Below are 26,394 nucleotides of genomic sequence, written 5' to 3'. Positions count from 1 at the left end.
CCGTGACCGACGCGCCGTCGTTGTTCGTGCAGTTGCGCAGCGGCCCGCCCGTCGCCGAGGTCTACCGGCACACCATCGACATCGGTGTGCGCGCCGAACGACTCGGCTTCGGCACCGTCTGGTTCGCGACCCGGCATTTCGAGGCCCATCACGCCGCACTGCCCTCCGTGTTCCCCTTCGTCGCCGCGGTCGCCCAGCACACCGCCACGATCCGGCTCGGCACCGGCGTGGTCGCGCTGCCGTTCGAACATCCGGTGCGCCTGGCCGAGGACGCGGTGGTCACCGACGCGCTCAGCGGTGGACGGCTCGAACTCGGTGTCGGCAAGGGCCTCGGATTCGGCCACTCCGCCTCCAGCTACAGCGGATTCGGTGTTCCCGACACCGACCGGGAGTCGCTGTACGCCGACCGGCTGGCCGCGCTACAGCGTCTACTGGCTTCCGGGCGCGTCACCGACGACATCGCCCTGTATCCGCCACCGGGCACCCTGCGTTCCCGGCTCTGGCAGTCCACCGGCAACAGCGACACCGCGCGGCGCGCGGGCGCGGCCGGCGACGGACTGCTTCCGCACGGCAACTCGCAGGCGCGCGCAGGCGGCGATGTCGCCGACCTCGTCGACGCCTACCTGTCCTCTTGCCGCGGCACGCCGCGCATCGGGGCGAGCGTCACGGTGCTGCCCGGTGACAGCGAGCGCGACGCGCTCGACCTGCTCGACACCGACATCCGACTGAGCCCGGCCTACTACCCGCAGCCGCCGAGCGCCGCCGACCGGCGACGGCTTCTGGCGGACAACCGCATCCGGATCGGATCCGCCGAGCAGATCGTGGAACAGCTGCGCGAGGACCGAGGCCTCGCCGCCGCCACCGAGGTGCTGTTCCAGATCCCCCTCGCGGTCGGCCATCCCCGATACGCGGAATGCCTGCACCGCGTCGGCGCCGAGATAGCCCCGCGGCTGCATCCACGGTCGGTCCGCTAGTCCAGGAACTCCCGATGCGTGGCACCGGCGGCCTCGGCGAGCAGGCGAGCGAGTTCGGCGAGCCCGGCGTCCGCATCGGGTAGCTGCGGCACCGCGACGCGCACCACGCCAGGACGCGGCGGCGCCACATACGATTTCGCACCGGATCCGACGACGATCCCGTGCCGGGCCAGCCCGAGCAGCGCCGCCTGTTCATCGGCGACCTCCACCCACACCACCAGGCTGTTCACCCCGGAACGTGCGGTGACGCCGCGTTCGCGCAATGCCGCGAGCAGCCCTTCCCGACGGGCGGTGTAGCGATCGCGAGCGGTATCGATCAGTGCGGCGGTCGCGGGGTCGACGATGAGGTGCGCCAAAGCGTTCTGCAGGATCCGACTGTTGGCGGCGATCCCGTGGACCCGGGCCCGGATGGCCCGGTCGACCAATTCGGCGCTGCCGCCGATGACGCAGGTCCGAATGTCCATGCCGTAGGCCTTGCAATAGCTGCGCACCCGCACGCTGTGGCGCGGGAACCAGCGGCCGAGCGAGGGCGCCTGGGCCAGGGCCAGTGGTCCCACCGCATCGTCCTCGACGATCCAGGGCACCTGCTCCGCCGCGGCGAGCACCGCGGCCAGCTCCGTGGCCCGGTCCTCCGACAGCGCGCCACCCATCGCGTACCCGCCCTCCGGCTGGAGCACCACCACCGACGGCTGCCGCCGCAGCGCCGCCGCCAGCGCGCCGGGCAGCGCCCCCTGTTCGTCGGACTCGATACCGAGCACCTCGTACCCGACCTCCGCCAGAGTGTCGAGGAAGCCCGGCATCACCGGCTCCTCCACAGCGACAAGGGAACCCGCGGGCGCGGCGGCGTCCACCGCGAGGAACAATCCCTCCGAACCGCCGCCCGCCGCGGCGAAGGCCTCGGCCGGGAAGGGCCAGCCGTCGACGACGGCCTCGCGCAGCCGATCGGTGATGTAGTCACGCCCGGGCCGGTTGAGCTGATCGGTGTGCAATCCGGCCAGCATGGCGGGCGCCAGATCCGGTTGCAGCGCGTAGTCCGGGCTTCCGGTCAGCAGGTCGCGGGCCGCGAGCGCACGGCCCGCGGGGACCTCCGCGAGCGCGGCCACCACCGTGCCACCGCGTCGATTGGTGGCGATCAGGCCTTCCGCGCGCAGCGCGCTCCAGGCGGCGACGACCGTGCGCGTACTCAGTCCGCAGCGCCGGGCGACCTCGCGAATGGTCGGCAAGCGCGCACCCGAGGTGAGCGCACCATCCCGGATCAGCCGGGCCGTGACCGCCCGTACCGACTCGGGGGTGTGCGAAGCATCGGCCTGCAACGCCCGCACCAGCAGTGCAGAATCCTCCGTCACTGACACTCCACTCGTCGTCGGCCACCCGTACGGAGAATATATGTGTCCAGCGAACCAATTTGTTCCCGGATGCTAGAGATATGTATCCACCCGTCCAGCGACCCCGGAGCGACCGGCGGATCAGCCGATGGATCGGCGGCCCGTGCCCGGGGCCCGTGTGGGCAGGGGGGCGATCTCGCGACCATCCGCGCGACCGTCATAGCCGACGAGAACGCGGCCGGGCAGCACCCGCTCGGCGGGGCAGGACACCGCGCTCTGGAGGTGCCACATCCCCCGCGGTGCGAGTGCTTCCGCAGATCCTTCCGCGGTTCGGATCCGGTAAGGAATCGAGGTGGCCGTGGCGGGTCGGAGCGTCGCAGGAACGTACCAAAGGGTCGACCCGTGTGTCCGGCCCGCACCCGAAATCACCCGAACTGGGCGATCAGATTCTTCCTGCCGAGATCCTACGCTGCTGACGACAGCTATCGGATCAGCACGGCGTAAAGCTCAGTGGCGGTATGCCCACAGTGAGGAGAGACCATGACCAAGTTCCCCCGCGAGGGCCGGTACCAGATTCTCAACCCGCAACTCGACGGCGCCGCGATGGGGCTCACGGGCGCCGACACCGGCGGCCGAGGCGTGGCCGTCGGGCTGGTGGGTCCGGACCGCAACGACTACGGTCAACTCTGGCTCGTCGAGGTGGACGACGATTCGACTGTCCAGCTGACAAACGAACAAACGAACACGATGCTGCTCCTGGGCGGGACGGGCCACAAAGGTGATCCCGTTGTGTGCGGGGGCGGGGAAATTCACGGTGCCATGCCATGGAGCTTCGACGGGGACGCCGAGGAGGAAGCGGCCGTTCTCGTACCTGGTTTCAACCACGCCCTCGCCCTCGCCCCAGCAGGGCCCCACTACGGGCTCACGGTCGTCGACAACACACGTGACGGTACCCAGCTGTGGCGCTTCGTCCCTTGGTGAGAAGGCGGACAAGGCTCGGCCTGCTTCGTCGGGCCGGCGTTGTTCGTCATTTGCTTTGAGGCTCCGCGGCCAGGGCTCGATCGATAACCACAGGAGCCGCCGTAGTGGCGATCACGTCGTCGTCGAGTCGCCTGTGGCGACCCGCTCAAACAAGCGCCGCAGCAGCCAGTATCGGCGGACCACCGACCACCGTTCCGGTGGAGCTGAATGGTTTCACCAACCTGATCGGAGTGCCGTTGATGTTCGTCAACGTGCCGCTCCACACTGCTTGGTACAGCCGCTTCAGGTCGTCCCGATCGTCCTCGGTCAGCTGGCTCTGGTTGCCGTAGTTCATGATGGTCAGCGGGTTGTGCTTTCCGAAAATCTCGCTCGCAAAGTCCGTTTCGCTGAGGTTGGCGAAAAAGTGCCGCAGTCCGAAGACGTGTCCGATCTCGTGTGCCAAAGTTTCCATCTGCTCTTGCGCGCTCTGCTCGAACAACTTGGGATAAATCGTCAATCGATGTCGACCCGAGTCGGGAAAGAAGGCGCTGGCCAGAACACACCCGTTGATGTTACATCGGTCGGCTTCCCTGATCACGATCTCGAAATCCCAGGCGTCATCGCGCTGGCTGAATTTCACAGGCGCCGCATCACCCCAAGCCAGCAGCGCCTTCCCGAGTAGTTCCTTGATTTTTGCTTTGGCAGCATCCGGCTGCTCGAACAAGGCGATCGAACGGTTCTGAAAACGCCATCGCAGCGTCGTGCTTTTGTCCCACAGCGGGATGAAGCCCTCTGAGGCGTCGACGACTATCTCGGTCAGCGATCGATTCTGGGGCGTGGCGTAGCCTCGTGAGTCCGTCTCGCAAATGACTTTCTGCCCGTATACGTGGACGTCGGCCTCGACTTCACGGGCCGCATCATCGACGTCCCGTAGCCGCAACGCACCGGTTGCCGAACTCGCCCGCCTCGCGGTGTTGATGGATCTGGCCATGACGTACTCCTTCTCGGTGTATTTGTGTTGCGTTATGCGACGACGTCCAAGTCATCCAACGGGGACCGGGTGCCCCGCACACACGGTGAACGATGGCATGTTCAAGGTCAGTGCAGAAAAGACGCCGTTCGCGCCGCTGTTTATGATCCAGGCCCATACCCAGACTTCAAGTCTTTCTCCAGGGAACAAACTGCCTGGAATGGGGGCCAAAGTAACCTTGAACGGCCCGGTCCCGGGAGTGTAGGCGTCGGCGATTGCGCCCTCGCCGTGGAAGCCGTGCAGCTGCCCCAGGCCCTGCACGTCCCACAGTGTAATCACGCGCCGCAGTGACGGATTGGGATTGTTGCCGACAAAGGTCACCGTCGCCAATCCACCCCTGCTGCGTGCGTTCGGTACCGCGTTGGACGCGAGAACGCTCCAGGAGTATGTCCCAGCTGGTATCACACTTACATCCAGGCGATTATCGGAAAACAGATCGATAGCGGCTCCACCTGCCGACTCGCCATCGGTCGCCCCAACGACCTGCGGCTTTCCATCGAGCTTGCCGGAGAATCCGGTTCCCGTTGTGTACGCATGGTCGTACGGCGTACCGACGACACTGCATCCCGGGCCGATAGTGAGGCTGGTGAGGGCGTCCCGGCTCTCGAGAATGTCTCGCGCGATCGTGCCCACCCCTGCTTCACCGTCCAGCCTGAACGGAAGCAGGGCTACCTCCCAATCCACGCTCGCTTGCTCATCTACTATCTCTTCGAGCAGTTGATCTTTTGCCCGCTCGAAGCGATGAGCACACTCGCGCGAACTCTCGCCTGCCTGGGCACCGTCACCCGCTGGAGGCCGTATCGCAACCACCTCTCGACTACGCATCGCAGTCTGCAGCTTGTCGATCAGATCGGGGGTTTGCCGCGTTGTCGTCATTTGTTGTGTTCCTTTCTCTGCTCACGCTCGGCGCGCCGACACGATCATCGTGGCCGAACAGCCTCGTCATTGCGCGAGTAGTGGCCTACTCGAATTGCGGTCGACATGCACGCGACTTCTGAAACGGACGTGTCGCCAGCTCCAACACCGGATGAACTCGGTCCTAGGATCCGGCAGTGAGAGCCCGACCAACCCTTTCCATGCCGCAACCGCGCGCATTCGAATGCGCAACGCGCGGGGGCCGACGGACGCTACGGTGTAGTTCCCCGGGCCGGAGAACGAGGATTGAATGCCGAGTCGATGGCCTTCCTCGGCAGCCGTCCTTCCCGGTCCCACGCGGCCCGACACAGCGACCAGTAGCCGCAAGGAGGGGCCGACCCCGCTCGAGAACTTTGGCTCGTCGGCATTCGTCCAGCACAGATCCAGGAGACGCACGAACTCGCGAAACTCTCTGCTCCACATGCGTTCTGATAGATTCCGCCAGTATGGGGTACAAGATCGGCTCCGCTCGGGCCTCTGCGGCCGACCGGGACCCAGAATCGCATCGCACCCTCTCGGGGGCGCTGTATGTCGCCGTCGCGGCTGTGCTCACGCTGGTGTTCCTCGTTCCCCAGATTCGGCTGTATCGGGATGAGCAGCCGCGCACCGATGTCATCGCCCAAATGCGGTTTCTTCGTTCCGAATTGCGATCGGGGCTCGGGGAGGAGATGCAGGGCATGTTCCCCGAGGGATTCTTCTTTTCGCACGTTCTGTACGGGTTGGCGTGGACTGATCTGGCGCGCGGCGACACGACCTATCGGGACGAAGCGCTCCGGGAGGCACGCTGGGCGCTGGAGCGTTTGGAATCCGGCTCGGGCCGTGGCGCTTTCGATGCGCGACTGCGCCCGGCATACGGGGTGTTCTATGTCGGATGGTCCAGCCGGTTGCGCGGGGCCGTGATCGAACTCGCGGGCGCCGCCGCACCGGAGGCGGCGCAATTCATCGCGGACTGCGAAGCACTCGCGGTGGCCTTCGGTACGGACGGGCCGTTCCTTGCGGCGTATCCGGGTCAAGCTTGGCCGGTCGACAACGTGGTGGCTGTGTCCGCGTTGCGGTTGCACGATCGTATCTTCGGCTCGCGTTTCGAGCCGGTGATCGCCGAATGGCTCACCTCGGCTCGCGCGCACCTGGATCCGGCGACCGGTCTACTGCCGCACCGAGCCGCACCCATGATGGAGGGTGCGCGCGGCTCGTCACAATCGATGATCCAGCGGTTCCTGCCCGAGATAGACCCCGCGTGGGCCGCGCAGCAGTACCGTACTTTCCGCCGACTCTTCATAGATACCCCGCTTGGCCTGCCCGGAGTGCGGGAGTATCCGCACGGCCGCAGCGGCGCGGGCGATGTCGATTCCGGGCCACTTATTCTCGGTGTCAGCGCCTCGGCCACGGTGGTCACCATCGGTGCGGCCCGGGTGCACGGCGATCGCAACCTCGCCGGCCCGATCACCGGCCTCGGCGAAAGCCTGGGCATGCCGGTCACTCTCGGCAATTCCAAACGCTACGCCTTCGGCGCCCTCCCCATCGGCGACGCTTTCCTGGCCTGGTCCTTCGCCGCGCCGCTCGCATCCACCGCAACATCGTTCCCGCCGGTCGTCTCATGGTGGTGGCGGCCCCTCTGGCACGCACTCGCGCTCACCGTCCTCACTCCGCTCTGGTTCCCGATAGCCCGCGGACTCGTTCGGCGAGTGCGCCGAGGTCGGTCCAGCACCTCGACCGTCGGCCGACTGCCGGGCTGATCCATCGCCGCCAGTCGGCCGGGCAGCCCAATTACGCAGGTGTTCTGCTTTACCTTGCGGATCGAGGGACTCCGGCCCTGCGACAGCGCACGATTGACGTAGCAAAGCGTGCCGATGCCGGTCTCTGACGAGTAACCGTGGCTGCGGAAAGTAGCGGATTCGCCGGGGATTCATCAGTTGCGGTTGCGCGATGTCGGATGGCTCATCCTGGCCCCGGCCTTGTTCGGTGAACTCCTGCTTTTCGGAGGCGCGGCTAGCGGCGACTCCTTCCACCCTGATCGCGAAAGCCATCGAACGGCTGCGCCGGGACCGGGACCGGCAAGGCTGACCAGACCTAGGTAGCGACCTCGAGCGGGGCCGGTCGGTCGGGGACGACGACGGCACGGGTGCGCCCTTGATGCGCCCATGCCTCGCCGACGCGGCTGAGCGGGTAGGCGGTGTACGGCGCGTCGAAGGTGCCGTCGGCGAACCTGGCGAGGACCTCGGGAAGCTCGGCGATCATCGCAGCCTTCGAAACCGAGCCGGCGCCGCTGCCGCTGATCCGGATCCGCCTGCCGCGCAGCAGCGCCGCGGGCAACGCCGCCTCGGTTCCGGCGAGCGAGCCGATCTGCACGTAGTCGATCGCCGTGCTGTCGTCCTCCGTGCCGCGCTTCTCCAGCGCGGCGAAGGCGGCCTCGGCGACGGGGCCCCACACGAAGTCGAGCACGAGCGTGGGCTGCGCCTCGGCGACAACGGTGGCGAGGGTGGCCGCCCCGGCATCGGGTGTGGCGGTCGCGAGCGCAACGGTGACGACGCCCAGGCCTCGCAGTCGCTCCAGCGCCTCGTGATCGCGCCCGGCCGCGACGACCTGTTTCGCGCCGAGAGACATCGCCGCCCGCACGGCCAGGCCGCCTGACATGCCGGTCGCCCCGAGCACCAGCACGGTGCCGAGTTCGCCCGTCTCCTTGCGGCGGGTGATCAGGGGCATCCAGCCCGACAAGGCGGGGTTCACGCCGGCGGCGGTCACGAGCGGATCGGCCCCGACGGGCAGATCCACTTCGAACGGAGTGACCAGCCGTTCGGCCATCGTTCCCCACGGCAACCGGGCGAGGCCCGTGTAGACCAGCCGCCCGTCGTCGGTCCGGGCCACGGCGTCGACGCCCGGCACGACGGGGTAGGCATGGTCGCTGCCGTAGTGGCGGCCGGAGGCCAGCCCGCGAACGACGTGGTGCAGACCCGCGCCCACAAGTCTCAGCGGCGCCCGGCCCGGCCACTGTTCCGGGTCGGGAAAGTCTCCGCAGACGGGTGTCGCTCCTGGGGCGTTGACGACCGCAGCGCGCATGACAAACTCCTTAACTAAGTTAGGTTTGACCCTGTCACCCACCTTTCCTGAACTTTGTTAAGGTGTCAACTGTGGCGAAGGGCATCACCCGGGAGCGGATCGTGGCGGCGGCGCTCGAGTTGCTCAACGAGAAGGGCATGGACGCGCTCACCGTCCGCGCGCTCGCTTCCCGGCTCGAAGTGAAGGCCCCCGCGCTGTACTGGCACGTCCGCAACAAGCAGGAACTGCTCGACGAGATGAGCACGTTCGTGATGCGCCGCGTCACCGACGCCCTCTCGGCGATCGCTTCCGGCGACGACTGGCGTGACGACGTAGCCGCCTACGCCCGCGCCTTGCGCGCGGAGTACCTGCGCCACCGGGACGGCGCGCGCATCTTCAGCGGCACGCGCTTCTCCGACCCCGACGTGGTGAAAGCGAAGGAATCCTGGCTCGCGCGCTTGACCGCGGCCGGGTTCTCACTGGCGGAGGCGGACGACGCCCTCGACCTGGTCACCGCGTACGTCGTCGGCTTCGTCATCGAGGAGCATGAGCGCAGCCAGTCGGCCGACGCCGACCCGGCCCGGTACTCGGTCGCCGAACGCGACGAGTGGCTGGGCGAAGGCGCCGATCTGGTCAAGGCCGCCGGGCACCTCCGCGACGACGGTGACAGCAGGTTCGAACGACACCTCGGCGTCGTGCTCGACGGGCTCGCGGCTCGGTTGCGCTGACGGCCGGGTCGCCGAATGCCGCGATAACCGATCAGAGATTATTCCCGACCGGTATTACGACAAAACTTCATACCGGACACCTATCGACATTGCCGATGTCGACGGAGAAAGATCAGGTTGACGGACAATGTCGCCCGCCCGGGGGAATTCCAAATACATCGTCCGATGATTGGACTTCCCGAGGCCGAAGGGGCTGCTGCATGACGCACTGCTCGTCGGGCTCTTCGTGGGTGCCGCGATCGGATGCGCCGTAGGCGTTCTGATCGGTATCGGGTTCTTCCTCGTCGGCGCCGTCATCGGTTGCGCGGTCGGCGCTGCCATCGGTGCGACCATCGGCCTGTTCTTGCCGTTCTGATGTTCTCCTGAAGAATCGAATCGAGGTGGTCGAGACGGCCGGGCGGATCACGAATCCGCCCGGCCTCTTTCCGCACGGAATGCTCCGGCCACAGAAATCAATCCGCGACACTTCCCCGGGGCAGTACAACGATTGTGTCCCGCCCGCGCCACCGACCGCGCCGACCAACCTTCCATCAGTGCCGATCGATGCTGCGGAAAGGCCGTGACCAGCGATAAAATGATCAACAGGTCGGGGAACCGCAGAAGATTCGATCTCGGAAGGAGATGAGATCGATGGACTCCTTCGGCCTCGATCTCGGCGCCGGCTTCCACGCGGTCCTCCGATGGCTCGCCCTCACGTTCGGAATCGGATTCGGCCTCAGCTGACCAATGCGCCGGACCATCGCGGCAGCAGCAGCGGCCGCGCTACTCCTCACTTGCGCCGGCTGGTAGTCGTCGGAGACCACCGGCCCGCTCCCCGACCGCCCCCGCCACCGCGTCCAGCGGACTGGAATCGCCGCCGGTCCCGGAGAAGTTCCGGAACCGGCGATCGTTGATCAGCCCACGATCCGGCCCCACGCATTCGCAAGGTAGCTCTCCAGGTCACCGAAGAATCCAAAGACCTTCCGGGCCTCCTGGCTGAGATTCGAGGCCAGCGCGCTGCGCATGCGAGCAATCAGGACATTCGGCCAAATTCGCGCTCGGGCCGCAAGGAACGGCTACCAGCGTCTCCGGTGACCGCGCGGAGCCTCCGCCGGCAGGCGACGACGTCAGGTCCCGGACGGGCAGATTATTCGCCCGCATGTGTGGTGGATCGTCTAGAGTCCTATACGCAGCTACCGGTCCGGGATGTTCTGTCCCCGGCGCGGGTGCGGCGTGTGAATTCGCGTCACCGCTTTCTCCTCTCTGTTTCGGATGAAACTCATACGGTAAGGAGCGGTACATGACTGCACGATCCACGACGATCAATGAGCCGACTCTGCAAGACAAGATCACATATCAGCTGTGCGAGTACGCGAATCTGGTCAACAGCATCAGCAAAGAAGACAGCGACCTGGAGGCCACGCTCTATCAGAAGATCCAGCAGTATCTCGACACCAACCAGGAGGTCATCGGAGGGTGGGAGATCGTCTGGGGTCCGGGAGTCGCGCTGTTCGACACCGACTTGTACGCGGTCAATGCCCTGTATATGGTGCGAAGCACCGAGGATCGCTCCCGGTACGTGATCGCCATGGCAGGCAGCAGCGACGCACTGGTGTTCGACTGGCTCGTCGAGGACTCCTTCATTCTCCAGACGCCGTGGTTCGCGAATAACGCCGCATGGCACACGATCGGCACGGCCATCGGGGTGAAAACCCTTCTCGGCATCAGACCCTCCGGGCCCCGTCCCGGCGCCGGTCACAGCTTGCCCGAGTTCCTGAGCGCGCTCGACGACAAGGCGATCAACCTGACCGTCACCGGCCACAGCCTCGGCGGTGCCCTGTCACTCACGCTGGCCCTGTTCCTGCGCGACACCCAGTGGCTTTGGGACAATTCCGAGAAAGCCAGGATCAGCGTGCTCTCGACCGCCGGACCGAGTTTCTGCAATCAGGAATTCGTCACCTACACCACCCAGCGCCTGCAACAAGTGAAGCGCTACGCGAACGACCTCGACGTCGTCCCGCACATGTGGAACCCGCCCGACATCGATGGCGCCAAGGCTCTCTACTCCAAGAACAACCGGCCCGCCCCCGGTGGTATGGAGGTTGTGTTCGAGTTGCTCGAGATACAGGCGTCCGTGTCAGGCCAATATGCACACTTCGACCCCACCAGCGGCGTGTTCCACGGCACGTTCAACAATGAGATAGATCAAACGCAAGGCTCGACGCCAGATGATTTGTACTGGAACCAGGTCGGGTACCAGCACATAGGCGGCTACCATGGGTTCTTCGAAATCAACGGCGTGCAGTGGCCGCAGGGCGTCGTCGCCCTCCCGCCGGTCGGCACCGACATCGTGATGAACCGCATCCGGGCGGCGGCCGGTCTACCGCTCGGCGACGGAGCCGGAAAGGTGCTCGCGGACCGTCGGCCGGTAACCGTCCCGCTCGACGGACAGCCCGTGGAGCTGCCCACCGACCACGACAGCCCCGAAGCCAAGAACCTCGTGGACCGCGTCACCGCCGCGTTCGATCCCACCTCCGCATGAACTGATGCCCCGGGCCTCGCGCCCGGTGGCACGCGAGGTTGAATCCGGTACAGCGCGAAAGTGCTCCAACGAGGCAGGACGTGGCGGTCGATTCCGGCGGGCAGCGCTCGGCGACAACACATCAGTCGACGAGGCGCAGCGCAGGCCTCGGGAGTCGGCCGCCACGACTACGTTGTGTCTCCCCGTGGTTCGAGCCGTTCGTAGGTCTCGGTGTCGAGGCTCGGTGGCCGGCCACCGGAGCGGCCCTCGCGTTTGCGATCGCGTGATCGGCGAGCTCATAGCCCGGTCACCGAGTCGTCGGACGCGCCGACGCCGTGGCATCCACCGGCCCGCTGCGCGATCCCGATGCCGGCGACGATGAGTGAGCAGGCGTTGCCCAGTGGCTGACCCCCCTCGTCGTCGACGCCGACCGATCCAGGAAGAGGATCGACTCGGGATGCCGGAATGGTTGTCCAGCACAGCGATCGACCGAGCTGGCTCGCGACGCGGCAGAGCTTGGTGGCGCGCTCCGCAGGACAGCAAAGGTCCCGGGGGATGCGTACGCCGTCGAGGATGTGTTCTCGGGGCGCGGGTCGTGTTGCCGAACGCGTCCGCTCCGGGTACTGCGGGGCTCGCGTCGATTATCTTGCGCGGCGAGCGATTACCGACGCCCACTTACTCGATCCGTTCGGCACCGGCTGGAGCGGGTGCTCGACCTGGCGATCAACTCGGTCGCAGACACCGGTGGCTTCCTGGTGGGCGCCGAGCGCGAAGGTGACGCTGCTCAGGAAGTCGTCGGTGACCGTGTCCGGCCAGTCGTAGAAGTTGGGGCCGAAGTCCTTCACGACCTCCGGCGCCGACGGCGGCCTCCCCTCGTGCGGGCCTCAGGCAGGCGTTCATCTGCGCGGCGGCAAGCGCATGCCAGGTCCGGATCGCGGCCGCGGTCGTCGAGTGATGCATCCCGTCAAGCCGCTCTCGTCTCCATCGCCGGCATCCAAAACGGACCGAAAACGGATCGCAGACACATTGCCCAGCAACTAGTGGTGGGCGTTAATGGAAGAGCGGGCCCGCGAATCCAGTCGTGCACCGATCCGGTGCAGAGCAACCAGCACCACAGCGACGAGGAGGCTCCGCCATGCCTACGATCACTTCCATTTCCCCCACGTCAGGTCCAACGTCGGGGGGCACCAGCGTCACGATAACCGGCACCGGATTCACCGGCCCCACGACGGTCAGATTCGGCAGCACCGCAACTACATTCACCATGAACTCCCCCACCCAGATCACGGCCATCGCACCCGCCGGGTCAGCGGGTACCGTCCAGGTCACCGTCACCACCGCGGCCGGAACCAGCAACGGGGTCTCCTATACCTATCTGCCTGTTCCCTCCCTGAGCGGTGTCAGTCCCAGCCAAGGATCGACCTCGGGTGGAACGACGGTCACCCTCACCGGTTCGGGCCTGACCGGAGTCACCGCGGTCAATTTCGGTAGCACACCGGCCACTTCGTTCACGGTCAACTCCGATTCCCAGATCACCGCCGTCTCCCCGGCCGGGACCGGCATAGTGTCGATCACCGTGACCGGGCCGGGCGGTACCAGCAACCCGGTCACCTTCGTCTACGTCATCGTCCCGACCATCACGTCCATCTCGCCGACCGCGGGACCCGCGTCGGGCGGCAATAGTGTCGTGATCACCGGCACCAACTTCACCGGCCCGCTGACGGTACGGTTCGGTAGCACCGCAGCCATTTTCACCGTCAACTCACCTACCCAGATCACGGCCACCGCTCCCGCCGGGTCGCCCGGTACCGTCCAGGTCACCGTGACCGGCTCGGGTGGAACCAGCAATGGCGTCTCCTACACCTATGCCGGAGTTCCCAGCCTCACGTCGCTCAACCCCACTTCGGGGCCGGTCACCGGCGGCACAACCGTCGTGCTCACCGGCACGGGGCTGTCCACCACCAGCGCGGTCACTTTCGGTGGTACACCGGCGACCTCGTTCACGGTCAATTCCAACACGCAGGTCACGGCGGTCGCCCCCGCGGGGACAGGGACGGTCCAGGTCACCGTCACCACTGCTGGTGGCACCAGCAACGGACTCCCCTACACCTACGTCGCCGTGCCCACTCTGAGCTCGGTGGTGCCGAATTCCGGGCCAGCGGCGGGCGGAACGACGGTCGTGCTCACCGGAACAGGATTCACCGGAGCCACCGCGGTCAACTTCGGTGGCACACCGGCTACCTCGTTCACGGTCAACTCCGCGACACAGATCACTGCCGTCGCACCCGCCGGAACAGGAACCGTGCAAGTCACCGTCACCACCGCAGGCGGAACCAGTAACGGGGTGTCCTACACCTACATCCCCGTACCGACTCTGACCACGGTGGTTCCCAGTTCGGGACCAGTGACCGGCGGAACGACAGTGGTCCTGACCGGAACAGGATTCACCGGAGCCACCGCGGTCAACTTCGGTGGCACACCGGCAACCTCGTTCACGGTCAACTCCGCGACGCAGATCACCGCCGTGGCACCCGCCGGGACAGGAACCGTACAAGTCACCGTCACCACCGCAGGCGGAACCAGCAACGGCGTCGCCTACACCTACGTTCCGGCCCCGACCCTGAGCACGGTGGTGCCGAGCGCAGGTCCGGTCACCGGCGGGACAACGGTCGTCCTCACCGGAACCAACCTGACCGGAGCCACGGCCGTCACTTTCGGTGGCACACCGGCAACCTCGTTCACGGTCAACTCCGCGACGCAGATCACCGCCGTGGCACCCGCCGGGACAGGAACCGTACAAGTCACCGTCACCACCGCAGGCGGAACCAGCAACGGCGTCGCCTACACCTACGTTCCGGCCCCGACCCTGAGCACGGTGGTGCCGAGCGCAGGTCCGGTCACCGGCGGGACAACGGTCGTCCTCACCGGAACCAACCTGACCGGAGCCACGGCCGTCACTTTCGGTGGCACACCGGCAACCTCGTTCACGGTCAACTCCGCGACGCAGATCACCGCCGTGGCACCCGCCGGGACAGGAACCGTACAAGTCACCGTCACCACCGCAGGCGGAACCAGCAACGGCGTCGCCTACACCTACGTTCCGGCCCCCGCCCTGACCACGGTGGCGCCGAGCGCGGGCCCGGTCACCGGCGGAACGACCGTCGTCCTCACCGGAACCAACTTGACCGGAACTACAGCCGTCAGTTTCGGTGGTACACCGGCGACCTCGTTCACGGTCGACTCCGCCACCCAGATCACCGCGGTCACCCCGGCGGGCACGGGGTCCGTGCAGGTTACCGCCACGACGGTCGGTGGGACCAGTAACGGGGTCACGTACACATATGTCGCGGTTCCCACACTGAGCACGGTGGCGCCGAGTGCGGGGCCGGTCACCGGCGGGACGACGGTCGTGCTCACCGGAACAGGGCTGACGGGAGCCACCGCGGTCACCTTCGGTGGCACACCGGCAACCTCGTTCACCGTCAACTCCGCGACACAAATCACCGCCGTGGCACCCGCCGGAACAGGAACTGTGCAAGTCACCGCCACCACCGCGGGCGGCACCACCAACGGCGTCGCCTACACCTACGTTCCGGCTCCGACCCTCACCACAGTGGTGCCGAGCGCAGGTCCGGTCACCGGCGGGACAACGGTCGTTCTCACCGGAACCAACCTGACCGGGGCCACCGCCGTCACTTTCGGTGCGACACCGGCGGCTTCGTTCACGGTCGACTCCGCGACACAAATCACCGCGGTCACCCCCGCGGGGACGGGTTCCGTCGCGGTCACCGTCACGACGGTCGGCGGAGTCAGTAACGGCGTCACGTACACCTACGTCGCCGTCCCCACGCTGAGCACGGTAGTGCCGAGCTCGGGGCCGGTCACCGGCGGCACGACGGTCGTCCTCACCGGAACAGGGCTGACGGGAACCACCGCGGTCAGTTTCGGTGCGACCCCGGCAACCTCGTTCACCGTCGACTCCCCGACCCAGATCACTGCGGTCGCACCCGCCGGAACAGGAACCGTGCAGGTCACCGCCACCACCGCGGGCGGCACCACCAACGGCGTCGCCTACACCTACGTTCCGGCCCCCGCCCTGACCACCGTGGTGCCGAACTCGGGGCCGGAGGGTGGTGGGACAACCGTTGTTCTCACCGGAACGAATCTGACCGGAGCGACCGCGGTGACTTTCGGTGCGACGCCGGCGGCTTCGTTCACGGTCGACTCCGCGACCCAGATCACCGCGGTCACCCCTTCCGGAACGGGAACCGTGCAGGTCACCGCCACCACCGCGGGCGGGACAAGCAATGGTGTCGCCTACACCTACGTTCCAGCTCCGACCCTGACCACGGTGGTACCGAGTTCAGGTCCGGTCACCGGGGGCACGACAGTCGTTCTCACCGGGACCAACCTCACCGGTACGACAGCTGTGGCTTTCGGTGCGACACCGGCGGCTTCGTTCACGGTCGACTCCGCGACCCAAATCACGGCAGTCTCTCCCGCCGGATCGGGCACGGTGCAGGTCACCGCCACTACCGTGGGTGGGACCACCAACGGCGTGGCCTTCACCTACGTTCCGGCTCCCGCTCTGACCGCGGTAGCACCGAACTCGGGAACCGCGGCGGGCGGGACGACGGTTGTCCTCACCGGATCCGATCTGACCGGAGCGACCGCGGTCAGTTTCGGTGCGACACCGGCGACCTCGTTCACCGTGGATTCCCCCACACAGATCACGGCAGTCTCTCCGGCCGGAACCGGAACGGTACAGGTCACCGCCACCACCGTGGGCGGCACCAGCAATGGCGTCGCTTACACCTATATTCCGGTTCCCGCTCTCACGAATGCGGTTCCCAGCTCGGGACCGGTGGCGGGTGGGACGACGGTCGTGCTGACCGGATCGGATCTGACGGGAACGACCGCGGTCAGTTTCGGTGCGACACCGGCGGCTTCGTTCACGGTCGATTCCCCGACGCAGGTCACGGCAGTCTCTCCCGCCGGCACCGGAACGGTGCAGGTTACCGCCACTACCCCGGGTGGTACCAGCAATGGCGTGGCCTTCACCTTCGCACCGGTTCCGGCAGTGACCACGGTGGTACCCGGTTCGGGAACGGCAGCGGGCGGGACGACGGTCGTGCTCACCGGAACGGATCTCACCGGAGCGACCGACGTCAGTTTCGACGGGACACCGGCGACGTCGTTCACCGTCGACTCCCCCACGCAGATCACCGCCGTAACTCCCGCCGGAACGGGAACGGCGCAGGTCACCGTTACCACCGCGGGTGGTACCAGTAGCGGCGTCTCCTACTCCTATGTTCCGGCCTTGAGTTCGGCGTTCCCCTTCCAAGGACCGGAAGCGGGCGGAAATCAGGTCTTCCTCACGGGGAATGGCCTGACCGGGGTCACCGCGGTCGCCTTCGGCGCGACACCGGCGACGTCGTTCACAGTCGACTCCGACACGCTGATCACGGCCTTCGCCCCCGCGGGGACGGGCGCCGTGCAGGTCACCGCGACGGGCCCGAATGGAACCAGCAACGGTGTGTCCTACACCTATATCCCGGTTCCCACCCTGACCTCGGACAGCCCCACCTCAGGGCCCGAAGCAGGCGGTAATACGGTCACCCTGACCGGAACGGGTCTGTCCACCGCAGGTGCGGTCCTGTTCGGTATCTCCGCGTCCGACTTCACCGTTGTCTCCGATACACAGATCACCGCGACCGCTGTTCCGGGGACGGGGACTGTGCAGATCACTGTCATCACGGCGGGTGGAACCAGCAATGGTGTCACGTACACCTATGTCCCGGCGCCCACCCTCAGTACGGCCACCCCGAATTCGGGGGCGGCAGCGGGCGGCACGACGGTAGTCCTCACCGGAACCGATCTGACCGGGACCACCGCGGTCGATTTCGGTGCGACACCGGCGGCTTCGTTCACGGTCGACTCCGCGACCCAGATCACGGCAGTCTCTCCCGCCGGAACCGGCACCGTGCAGGTCACCGCCACGACAGGAGGTGGGACCAGTAACGGCGTCGCCTACACCTTCATCTGACAGGTGATTCGGCCGGGCCGCCGGCACGTTGTTGCCGGCGGCCCGGTCTCGTATCCGCGCCCCTTCGGGGGGCAATGCTCGACAAGGTAGCGGCTGCCGCGCGAAAAGCGAATTGGAAACGGACCAAACCGGATTGAAGATGCATTGCTCGGCAACCGGTGCAGGGGCGTTAATGGCAAGGCGGGCCGCCGATACAACCGAGCACCACACGGTGCCGAGGAACCACTTCAGCAATAAAGGGGCAGCGCCATGCCTACCATCACCTCCCTCGTCCCGACGTCCGGCCCCACGACGGGGGGTACCGGCGTCACGATCACCGGTACCGGCTTCGCCGATACCACAAGCGTGCAATTCGGTACCACCTCAGCCGCCTTCACCATCGATTCCCCCGCCCAGATCACCGCCACCGCTCCCGCGGGGACGGGCACCGTGCAGGTCACCGTCACCGGCGCTGGTGGAACCAGTAATGGTGTCTCCTATACGTATTCACCATCCGCCGGTACCACGACCATCACCGTGACCGGGACGCTGCAGTTCACCATCACGAAGACGGGTAACTGTATTCCTTGCAGCTGTGCCGCGGCTCCCACTCTCACCGCGGTCACCCCGAGTTCGGGATCGGCCGCAGGGGGGACCACGGTCACTCTCACCGGTACGAATCTGTCCGCTGCCAGTGCGGTCTCGTTCGGAGGTACGGCGGCGACGTCGTTCACCGTCGATTCCGATACGCAGATCACGGCCGTTGCCCCCGCGGGAACGGGCACCGTGCAGGTCACGGTCACCGCTGTGGGTGGTACCAGCAACGGCGTCTCCTACGCCTATGTCCCGGCGCTGGCGTCGATCTTCCAATTCCAGGGGCCCGAAGCAGGCGGACACCTCGTCTACCTCAACGGGAGCGGCCTGACCGGAGTCACCGCGGTCACGTTCGGTAGTACGCCGGCGACGTCGTTCACCGTCAACTCCGACACGGAGATCGCCGTTTTCACCCCTGCCGGGACGGGCACCGTGCAGGTCACCGCCACCGGCCCGAGTGGTACCAGCAACGGTGTGCCCTACACCTATGTTCCGGTTCCCTCTCTGACGTCGGCCAACCCGACGTCGGGGCCGGAAGCAGGCGGGAACACGGTCGTCCTCACGGGGACAGGTCTCGCTACCGGCGCATCGGTCAGATTCGGCATCGTGGCGTCCGACTTCACCGTGGATTCCGATACACAGATCACCGCGATCGCCGTTCCCGGGACGGGGACGGGGACGGTGGATATCACCGTCATCACCGCGGGCGGAACCAGTAACGGCGTCAGCTACACCTACGTCTGACAGGTGATTCGGCTGGGCCGCCGGCACGTTGTTGCCGGCGGCCCGGCCCGCGACGGGAGTGTCGATGCCGCGGATGAGATTTCCCGTTTCCGCGCTGGCGGCTGGTTCAAGCCCGGGAGGGCTCGGCCTTCTCCAGGGCAGAGAACATCGGGAACGAGTCATCACCGAGCCAGCGCACCAGGTCCTCGGCCTGTGCGTGGTAGCGGCGGAACGGCTCCGCGGTAATGGGACCGCCGTGCAGCCGGTGACATTTGCGCATAGCCGCGGGCAGCTGCGCAGTGATCCAGTGAGCGAGCGTACCGAGTTCGTCGCGGACCCGTTCGTCATACTCGAGATGGTCGCGTCGATGCGACAGCAATTGATTCGCCGACCGCGATGCTGTGTGCAACAGCCGCGACACGTCATGGACCTCTTCGAACTCTCGTCTCGCCGCATTGACCTCGGCGGGCGCCAGCCCGAACCGTCGATGGATACGGATGTGTTCGGTGAGCAACCTCAGCAGTCCTTGGAGCAGCCCGTTGGCGACGGAACCGATTGTCGCCAGCGCCAGCCGCTGCAGTGGCGCAGCGCCGTCGATCAACAATTGTTCCACCGGGATCTCAGCCTGCTCGAAGTACACCGAATACTCCGGTGCACTACTCACACCGGGGCTTCGAACACACCTGACGCCAGGAGCGCAGGAATCGACGACGGCGACTCCGCAATCCGTAGGCACCAGAATCCAGCGTGCAGACCCGGCATACGGGACACACACCTTCTGACCAGTGATCCGCACCGACCCACCCTCGACGACCGCCACTGTCCTCGGAGTCGCCACGAACGGTGCGCCGGGCTCATTGAGCGCGGCGGTAAGTATCGCGCCCTGCGCTACAGCAGGGAAAATTCTCTGCGTCACACTTTTCGGAGCGGCTTCTGCCAGCGGTAGTACTCCGAAGCCGAATGTCGCCAACGCCGGCACCTCCACAGCGTCGGTGGCCAGCTCGGTGAGCATAGCCGATACCTCGAGCAGGCCCGTATCCTCGCCGCAGCGCTTGGGCAATGGGAGCGAGAGTAAGCCGGACTCGGCAAGTTGCGGCCACAGCGTGAAATCACGCGCATTCTCGCGTTCGAGCACGCTCACGACAGCTTCGGCGACAACATCCTCACTGTCGACTCCGGTGAAACCCAAAATCACTCCTCTCATCATCGATCGGCGCGGTTCGAGTCATCGTTCGGTGGATCCGCCCGCCAGGCCGCCGATAACAGCAAACTGCTCGGCCCCTATGTCGTCGAAACGTGTATCAACTGGTCGCAAACCGGAGCGTCAGCCGCCCCGGGTAACAGTCGGTCGGCCGGTTTTCTCCCACAACGTGTCGATTGATTATGCCGCGCCCAGTCGGCAAACGAACTCAACGACCGTCAACGGATTCGGCGTGGCGTGCGAATCCCAGCGGTACGCCCGGCCAGTCCGCCGCACGGGTGATCGCTCGCGGAATCAACGGTCCCATCCACAGTCGGACCACTTTTCAATCTCCCCAAGCGTCCAGTTCGGCAAATAACCAGATGCACCCTCGATGAGGAACCAAGAGCACTGACCACCACAGCAGCACGACCGGAACGACACCGCCACCGTGCGACACCACGGGGCGGCTGGTCTCATCACCGTGATGCAGTCGGATCTCGGGCATCGCCGCTACCCGTCGGCCAGCGTCCTGCACGCTTCGGGCACCTTGCGGGCAACAGATACTGCCACCGCTGGACGGCATCAGCGTGGCCCGCACCCGCCCCGGCAGACCCCAACATTCGGAGGCGGGGTGGGCCGAAGCGCTGCGCCAGCGCTCCGCACGATGTGGCGATTGTTCCGGGACAATCCCGCGCTGTGCGATCTGGTCACCATGCGTTCTCACATCCACGGCGCCCACGGCGAGCACACGTTCGAATACGGCCTGGCATGATTCATCGAGCGCGCGCAGCGCAGATTCGAGTCCTCCTCCGAACAGCCCGCGCCACCCGGGCGACGCCGCAAGAAGACGTTTGACCCGTCCGGCCCCAGCGCGCTTGCGCGGTGGCCACGCCAGCCTGGTCATGCACGCACGGTGCACTCCTACGACAGCGTGACCGATCCGGAGCCGTATAAACGCCTGCGCCGTCCGCACACCCCGACTGCGAGATCGAGGGCCGTTACTGCTTGCGTACGACCAATTCCAGCGCGATGTTGTCCGGATCGCGGAATTCGAGAATGTACATAGGACCGAGGTCTTTCACCCCCGCGTGCGCGATACCGAGTTCGTCGAGCAAGGCAGCCGCCGAATCGAGATCAGACCGGGTGGCCAGGGCGAAGGCGAGGTGGTCCAGTCCTACTCGATCTTCGTCGAACTCGTCGCCGGCGACAGGGCGGAGTCCGAGCAGTGCATCACCCATCTGGTAGATCACACCGCCGAAGAGGAACCCGAACCGCGCACGGGTGGCTTCGTCCGCGTCCGCAGGGCACTCCCAAGCGATCGGCCATCCGAAGACGGCGTCATAGAAGGCCCTGGATCTGGCGATGTCGGTCACTGTCAAGCGGACATGGTCGAACGAACTGGTGGAAATCGGCATGATTGAGATCCTGTCAGATCAACCAGCTCCGCCCCGGCGACAGGACCGCGAAGTCTTGCCGGTGAGGATATCGGCGCCGGGCACCGACGAGGATCGGGCCGGGCTGCGAGACTACAGTCGCAATGCCGTGCGGGCGCGCCCCACAAGGTTCGCCCGCGGTCGCGGTCCCGCCCCGCGAAGAGGACGGCGAACTCTTTCTCCAATGCGGCACGGACAACGGACTGAAGTTCGGGAGCCCGGTCTTCCGCGCCGCGCAATCCCTTGCGGCCCGCCAACTTCAGGACGTACTTCTCGTGCTTGCGACGGATCGCCTCCCGGGTGCCGCCGGGCAGCACACACCGCTCAGATCCTGGTGACCCCGACCTCCGGACCGTCCAGCGCGGAGACCGAGCGAGTACAACTAGCTCAGCCGCCCTCACAGCGCCCGGGGTTACTGCCACGTCGCTCAACGCTTTCGGCAGTCGCCCGGGGACCTGCGCCTTCGAAACCGCGCCCCTGCCCCGCCAATACGCCGACGCCCTCGAAAGACATCGAAATCACCTCCTCGACATGCGAATCGCGCTCGAGGCAATCGTCAACCGCGCCTCCGGCCTGGTGGTGAGCTTCGAGGGGCGCTGCGGTCACACCCGACGATGCGGCGCGGGTGAACATTCCGCTGCAGGGCAGTGAATTGAGCGGAACGTCGTTGTTGCACAATCGATTTCGAGGACAAGTTGCCCCACTGTGGGGGATGATGAGTCTCGCGGTAGATAGGCAGTTCGTCGGTCGATCCGGAAACAAGGGGGCACATCCGCCATGGGAAAAATTGACACAAGGGGCGTTTGGACGCGCGTCAGCGTGGACGAGTCGCAGTTCGAGGGTTTACGGCAGCCCGGCGTCAGGTCGAGTACGGGCGTCAAATCGAGTATCAGATGGGGCAGCGGCCAGGACGAGGAGAAGAGCGGATACGACTTCACCGGCCTCACCGGTGTCGACGCGCGCCTCGACGGCCAGAACTTCAGGCTCGGCATCTTCGCGCACTACAACCGTCGAATTCATCTGCCGCACAACCAGTTCTCGGTGTTCCTGAAGGTGACGGTCGACTTCCACGACGAAGGATTCGACCACACGTTCACCCTGCGTTTCCGTCACGACGAGACGCCCAACCAGCCGGGCGATGTCCCCGATGTGGTGCGACCGCCGGTCGTCCACGAGAACGACATCGTGCGCGTCGACGGCACCGAATACCGGGTGACCATCAGCGGTTTCCTGGATGACAAGGACGAGGTGAAGCCGTACTTCGAAAACCCCGAAGGGGAGATCAAGCGTGTCTGGCTCGTTGCCAAGTTCGAACCTCAGGATGAGCCGGGTTCCTGAACCGGGAGACGCGCTCCAATGCCCGGACTGTGCAGTCAGGTGACTGCACAGCCCCAGGTCATCCAGAATTGCGGTGTTCGGCTTCACCGACGACCCAGGCCGCTATCTGAGCGCGAGAATTCCGGAATCCACCGCCGATGTGAGCGATACCGAACTCAGCCAGCGCCGGCTCACCGTACTCGGTCAGCAGGATATTGCCCGGCTTCACGTCCCGATGCACGATATCGAGCCGATGCGCGGCGGCCAAGGCACCCGCGATCTTCACCCCGATGTCCAACACGCCCACCCACCGGCAGCGGACCATTCTTGCGAATCCACGCATCCAACGAATCCCACGGGTAATACGGCAATGCCGCGCGCCGTACGGCTTACAGGACGTTCTGTCCGCCGGAGTCTCTCGCTCCACCGCCGGGCTCCCCATCCGATAACGGCCGATTGCGGGTGGGTGGGTAGATGGGCTCCGGCCGATTTCCGAACAGATAGTCTCGGAAGGCCCGCAGATACTCGTCCAATTCCTGTTGGTCGAAAAATCGAGATTGCGTCGGGTCGAACCATTCGTTCGGCGTCGGGTGCCGCGCGATCATGTAGTCGAGCGCTTCGCGCACCATGTCCCCGTAGGCCGAATTCGTGGCGACGTGTTCGCGTTCTGTCGGGGCAAGGGTCCGCATCTGGTCGGCCAAGCCCGCGGAGTGCATGATCACGAGCGGAAACAGCAGGCGATTGATGTGTGGGATTTCGTCCCACCACCTAGTGTTCGTGTGCAGGAGCTCACTGGCCGTCGTCGGCTCATAGGAAGGGTTGATAGCTCGGCCGACGCCACTGGGGTGCCACGTCGGCCCGATCTCGAGATTCACCGGCGGGTACCAGACGCCTCGCCACACCGAAACTCCGAGCGCCAGCGGGTTCACCGGAAGTTCCTGGGCCAGTGAGATGTCGGCCGTGATCCGACGCACAGGCGGCAACTCCTCGTAGGAGGGGAGAAGATCGGCCACCATCGCCAAGCAGTCCCGCTCATCGAAGCCGGTCACACCGGCGTACGGCTCGGCCCACCAGAGAACTGATCCGTGAACATGTAGCCGTGGTGGCCATATGATGACCGCGATCGGCGAGCTATTCATCACCCGATCGCGGCATCACCGAACGTTCGAGCCGTGCCTGTCGTCGACCTTTTGCCGAGCGTCGCCATCCGTCGCCCAGGCAGGCAGTGGCTCTCGCGCCGATAACCACTGCGGGGGTATTCCGCGTACGCCGCTTCGCGTGCCGATGCCCGTGCGCGCTGCCACGATCCCGCCGACGATCGCGGCCGTGGTGTCCGCATCACCACCGGCCTCGACACATGCGGTAACAGCGGCGGGATAGTCGTCGAAAAAGGTCGCGGCGACCCACAGCGTGAACGGCACTGTGTCGTGGGCGCTGACTTGCGCACCGTTACCGAGTTCATATGCCGCTTCGGCCACCGAGCGCCCCAACAACCGCCGTGCCCGGCGGACGCCACTGGCGGTCCGGCCCTCGACCAGGTACGGCTCCACGACGGCCAGTAATTCCTCAGGCGCGCAATCTCTTCCGCGCGTGGCCGCGGCGTGCCCGGCCGCGACGGCAACCGCCATGGCGCCCACAATGGCTTCCGGATGCCGATGCGTCACCTCGGCCGACAATGCGGCTTGGGCCGCCGCACGGTCCAGATTCCCGGCGAAATACGCTCCGAGCGGAGCGACCCTCATCGCAGCACCGTTGCCCCAGGAGCCACGCCCGTCGAAGAGGGCGCCCGCCGCGTCGGCCCAAGGCCGTCCGTCGCGAATCTCATGCAGCACAGCGACTGTGCCGCCACTGTAGCCCCGGTAGGGCTCGCAACGGTCGGCGAAGGCTGCCGCCAGCCCGTCACGGTCGATCCGGCCGCAGCCGCGGATCTGCACATACACCGAGCAGGCCATCTCCGTGTCGTCGGTCCATTCCCACGGCGCCGCCGGCGGTCGGCCGGCGAGAAGATCAGGTAGCGAACGGCCCGGCACGAAGAATTGAGCACCCAGCGCATCACCGACGGACAAGCCCTCGAGACTGTCACGAGCGACATCGGAAACCAGTGGCATATCGGCAACCATGCTGCCAGACCAGGACGAACCACGCGACCTGGGGCTCACCGCGTGGCGAGGCTGCGTGGGTCGCGGCGATGCGCGCGCACATCTGGCATCGCCGATACCCGCCGTCCTCGGTGATGCAGGCGCTGGGCACCCCCGACAGCCAAGCCCGCATCACCGGCCTCACACCACACTTCGCACTCATCGAGGCCCACCGCCCCGGCGACCCCATCACCCTCCCGTTCCCCGCGGCCGCGCCCGCGCCACCGACCGCGCCGGCCTCGGCGCCCGCTCCTCGAGCGAACAGCCCGACAGGTGAACCCCCCTCGCCCTACAGGTCGTGCGCGGGCGATCGCGCCGGAAGAATGAGCACGGGAGTGCTGCCGGTGACCGATCGGCTCGGCCGGTGGTGGACTCGACCTCGTCGAAGGTGAGTACCGCGCCACGCCGTTCGGGCTGAACCCTGCGGTGTCGCTGCCTGCCGGCGCGGAGCCGATACCCCGGGGACAGAGACTGGGGATCCATCGAGCAATTCATCCCACTCGACCCCACCACACGCCCCGCAACCATGCCCTATCAGGGTGATGTGCCTCGGCGGGGCGGCTGTCAGGGGCGGACGGACATCGTTCCTACACGTGCCGACTATCCGGGATAGGTATGGCCGACGGCCCGTAGAACGTCGGCGAGCCACACGAGGTGGTATCCCGGCGCGTGCTCGTCACCGGCGAGCAGATCCCGCACCGCCAGGAATCGGAAACTTGACCGAGCGTCAGACTTTTCGGCTGGTCGTAATTGCCGTACAGCTCGTCGGTGGGAATTGACCAGAAGTAGTCCTCAGCCACGGCGCCGGCGTCGTTCGCCGTGTTGGCCTCACAAAATCGATGTGGCACAGCACGCGCCAAGCCGGTGCTGTGCCACATCGATTCAAGCCCTCTGCCTAGAGGGAACTCACGTTGTTCACTTGGTTCGGGGTCATGGTGCCACCGGCGTTGTAGTGGATGGACATGTCCGGATCCCAGGTGATCATCGTCGCCGCGCCGGACTCGGCCCACCGAAGGCGCACGACGGCCGCGTCCTCGTACTGGGCGCTGGTGGCGCCGGGGGCCAACACGAACTGTTCCATAACCGTCCAGTCGTCGTTCCGACGGACGATCGAGACGTGGTAGTCGGTGTCGTTGTACAGCTTGTACCAGCCCGACCAGCTGCGCCCATCAGCCTTCTGGGCCCTGGCAGACGACGGCTTGGTCTCCTTCTCGGTCTGCATCTTGGTCGTGTCGGTCATGGAGATCCTCCTTGCGCAGATGCGTTTCGTCTTGCCGCATCAAGGCTCGCAATTGCAGGCCACGCGTCGACTCACCCTGCGCGGATGATCTTTACCGAACCCGCGCTCCGACCTGGCCGATTCCTTGTCTCGTCACCCACGGAGTTCGAGGCATCACGTTCCCTAACGGCAGAATCGCTTCAACTCCACCCGGGGCAACACACCGAGCGTAGCCGGGGCCGCCATCGTCAATCGCGGCCGACATGAATTCACCGGCACAACAACAGGATTCGC

The 26,394-nt window shown here is 66.0% G+C and carries 19 protein-coding genes and 1 pseudogene; 9 read left to right on the top strand and 11 right to left on the bottom strand.

Annotated elements, in window-relative coordinates:
- Positions 1-2 precede the first annotated feature (2 nt).
- Positions 3-974: an LLM class flavin-dependent oxidoreductase gene (locus tag QMG86_RS12355; RefSeq protein WP_281879609.1), complete on the top strand. Its 972-nt coding sequence runs from the start codon at positions 3-5 to the stop codon at positions 972-974.
- Here the strand turns inward: QMG86_RS12355 and QMG86_RS12350 are convergent.
- Positions 971-2,320, bottom strand: coding sequence for an aminotransferase class I/II-fold pyridoxal phosphate-dependent enzyme (locus tag QMG86_RS12350; protein ID WP_281879608.1), 1,350 nt, complete (start codon positions 2,318-2,320; stop codon positions 971-973). The genes QMG86_RS12355 and QMG86_RS12350 overlap by 4 nt on opposite strands.
- Positions 2,321-2,839: 519 nt before the next feature.
- Here QMG86_RS12350 and QMG86_RS12345 point away from each other — a divergent pair.
- Entirely contained in the window at positions 2,840-3,280 is a 441-nt protein-coding gene (locus tag QMG86_RS12345; RefSeq protein WP_281879606.1) for a hypothetical protein, read from the top strand.
- Positions 3,281-3,425: 145 nt separating this feature from the next.
- Here the strand turns inward: QMG86_RS12345 and QMG86_RS12340 are convergent, their stop codons facing one another.
- Positions 3,426-4,250: a matrixin family metalloprotease gene (locus tag QMG86_RS12340; protein ID WP_281879605.1), complete on the bottom strand. Its 825-nt coding sequence runs from the start codon at positions 4,248-4,250 to the stop codon at positions 3,426-3,428.
- Between the two features lie 51 nt (positions 4,251-4,301).
- Complete coding sequence (locus QMG86_RS12335; protein WP_281879603.1) at positions 4,302-5,165, bottom strand: hypothetical protein; 864 nt, start codon at positions 5,163-5,165, stop codon at positions 4,302-4,304.
- Between the two features lie 485 nt (positions 5,166-5,650).
- Between QMG86_RS12335 and QMG86_RS12330 the strand changes: the two genes are divergently transcribed.
- On the top strand, positions 5,651-6,940 hold the full coding sequence (locus QMG86_RS12330; RefSeq protein ID WP_281879602.1) for a hypothetical protein: 1,290 nt from the start codon (positions 5,651-5,653) through the stop codon (positions 6,938-6,940).
- 334 nt (positions 6,941-7,274) lie between these two features.
- On the opposite strand, the gene QMG86_RS12325 is transcribed toward QMG86_RS12330, so the two are convergent.
- Entirely contained in the window at positions 7,275-8,261 is a 987-nt protein-coding gene (locus QMG86_RS12325) for a zinc-binding alcohol dehydrogenase family protein (RefSeq protein ID WP_281879601.1), read from the bottom strand.
- Positions 8,262-8,332: 71 nt separating this feature from the next.
- Between QMG86_RS12325 and QMG86_RS12320 the strand changes: the two genes are divergently transcribed.
- The 3 genes from QMG86_RS12320 (at position 8,333) to QMG86_RS12310 (ending at position 11,489) form a co-directional block, all read left to right on the top strand.
- Positions 8,333-8,968 carry a TetR/AcrR family transcriptional regulator C-terminal domain-containing protein gene (locus tag QMG86_RS12320; RefSeq protein WP_281879600.1) on the top strand — a complete coding sequence of 212 codons (636 nt, stop codon included), beginning with the start codon at positions 8,333-8,335 and terminating at the stop codon, positions 8,966-8,968.
- Between the two features lie 169 nt (positions 8,969-9,137).
- Positions 9,138-9,323 (top strand): hypothetical protein, encoded by a 186-nt coding sequence (locus QMG86_RS12315; protein ID WP_281879599.1) that lies wholly within the window; start codon positions 9,138-9,140, stop codon positions 9,321-9,323.
- A gap of 924 nt (positions 9,324-10,247) precedes the next feature.
- The gene (locus QMG86_RS12310; RefSeq protein ID WP_281879598.1) at positions 10,248-11,489 is read left to right on the top strand and encodes a lipase family protein; all 1,242 of its coding nucleotides are present in this window, start codon (positions 10,248-10,250) and stop codon (positions 11,487-11,489) included.
- Between the two features lie 620 nt (positions 11,490-12,109).
- Here QMG86_RS12310 and QMG86_RS12305 read toward each other — a convergent pair.
- Positions 12,110-12,313: a hypothetical protein gene (locus QMG86_RS12305; protein ID WP_281879597.1), complete on the bottom strand. Its 204-nt coding sequence runs from the start codon at positions 12,311-12,313 to the stop codon at positions 12,110-12,112.
- A 290-nt stretch (positions 12,314-12,603) separates the two neighbouring features.
- Here QMG86_RS12305 and QMG86_RS12300 point away from each other — a divergent pair, with 290 nt between their 5' ends.
- Together QMG86_RS12300 and QMG86_RS12295 are read left to right on the top strand one after the other, a co-directional pair.
- Positions 12,604-17,514 carry a beta strand repeat-containing protein gene (locus tag QMG86_RS12300; RefSeq protein WP_281879595.1) on the top strand — a complete coding sequence of 1,637 codons (4,911 nt, stop codon included), beginning with the start codon at positions 12,604-12,606 and terminating at the stop codon, positions 17,512-17,514.
- A gap of 249 nt (positions 17,515-17,763) precedes the next feature.
- The gene (locus tag QMG86_RS12295; RefSeq protein ID WP_281879594.1) at positions 17,764-18,831 is read left to right on the top strand and encodes an IPT/TIG domain-containing protein; all 1,068 of its coding nucleotides are present in this window, start codon (positions 17,764-17,766) and stop codon (positions 18,829-18,831) included.
- Between the two features lie 106 nt (positions 18,832-18,937).
- On the opposite strand, the gene QMG86_RS12290 is transcribed toward QMG86_RS12295, so the two are convergent.
- Together QMG86_RS12290 and QMG86_RS12285 are read right to left on the bottom strand one after the other, a co-directional pair.
- Positions 18,938-20,005 (bottom strand): acyl-CoA dehydrogenase family protein, encoded by a 1,068-nt coding sequence (locus tag QMG86_RS12290; protein ID WP_281879593.1) that lies wholly within the window; start codon positions 20,003-20,005, stop codon positions 18,938-18,940.
- 986 nt (positions 20,006-20,991) lie between these two features.
- On the bottom strand, positions 20,992-21,408 hold the full coding sequence (locus tag QMG86_RS12285) for a VOC family protein (protein WP_281879591.1): 417 nt from the start codon (positions 21,406-21,408) through the stop codon (positions 20,992-20,994).
- Between the two features lie 837 nt (positions 21,409-22,245).
- On the opposite strand from QMG86_RS12285, the gene QMG86_RS12280 reads away from it, so the two are divergent.
- Positions 22,246-22,764 carry a choice-of-anchor K domain-containing protein gene (locus QMG86_RS12280; protein WP_281879589.1) on the top strand — a complete coding sequence of 173 codons (519 nt, stop codon included), beginning with the start codon at positions 22,246-22,248 and terminating at the stop codon, positions 22,762-22,764.
- Between the two features lie 115 nt (positions 22,765-22,879).
- Here QMG86_RS12280 and QMG86_RS12275 read toward each other — a convergent pair.
- The 4 genes and pseudogenes from QMG86_RS12275 to QMG86_RS12260 all read right to left on the bottom strand — a co-directional run.
- Positions 22,880-23,114: pseudogene (locus QMG86_RS12275) on the bottom strand (protein kinase domain-containing protein); the annotation flags it as partial.
- Between the two features lie 18 nt (positions 23,115-23,132).
- Complete coding sequence (locus tag QMG86_RS12270; protein ID WP_281879587.1) at positions 23,133-23,765, bottom strand: hypothetical protein; 633 nt, start codon at positions 23,763-23,765, stop codon at positions 23,133-23,135.
- A gap of 132 nt (positions 23,766-23,897) precedes the next feature.
- Positions 23,898-24,851 carry an ADP-ribosylglycohydrolase family protein gene (locus QMG86_RS12265; protein WP_281879586.1) on the bottom strand — a complete coding sequence of 318 codons (954 nt, stop codon included), beginning with the start codon at positions 24,849-24,851 and terminating at the stop codon, positions 23,898-23,900.
- A 925-nt stretch (positions 24,852-25,776) separates the two neighbouring features.
- Entirely contained in the window at positions 25,777-26,121 is a 345-nt protein-coding gene (locus tag QMG86_RS12260; RefSeq protein WP_281879585.1) for a hypothetical protein, read from the bottom strand.
- Positions 26,122-26,394: the final 273 nt, after the last annotated feature.

Source organism: Nocardia sputorum (assembly GCF_027924405.1).
GTDB lineage: Bacteria > Actinomycetota > Actinomycetes > Mycobacteriales > Mycobacteriaceae > Nocardia > Nocardia sputorum.
This window is presented reverse-complemented; position numbering and strand designations above follow the sequence as displayed.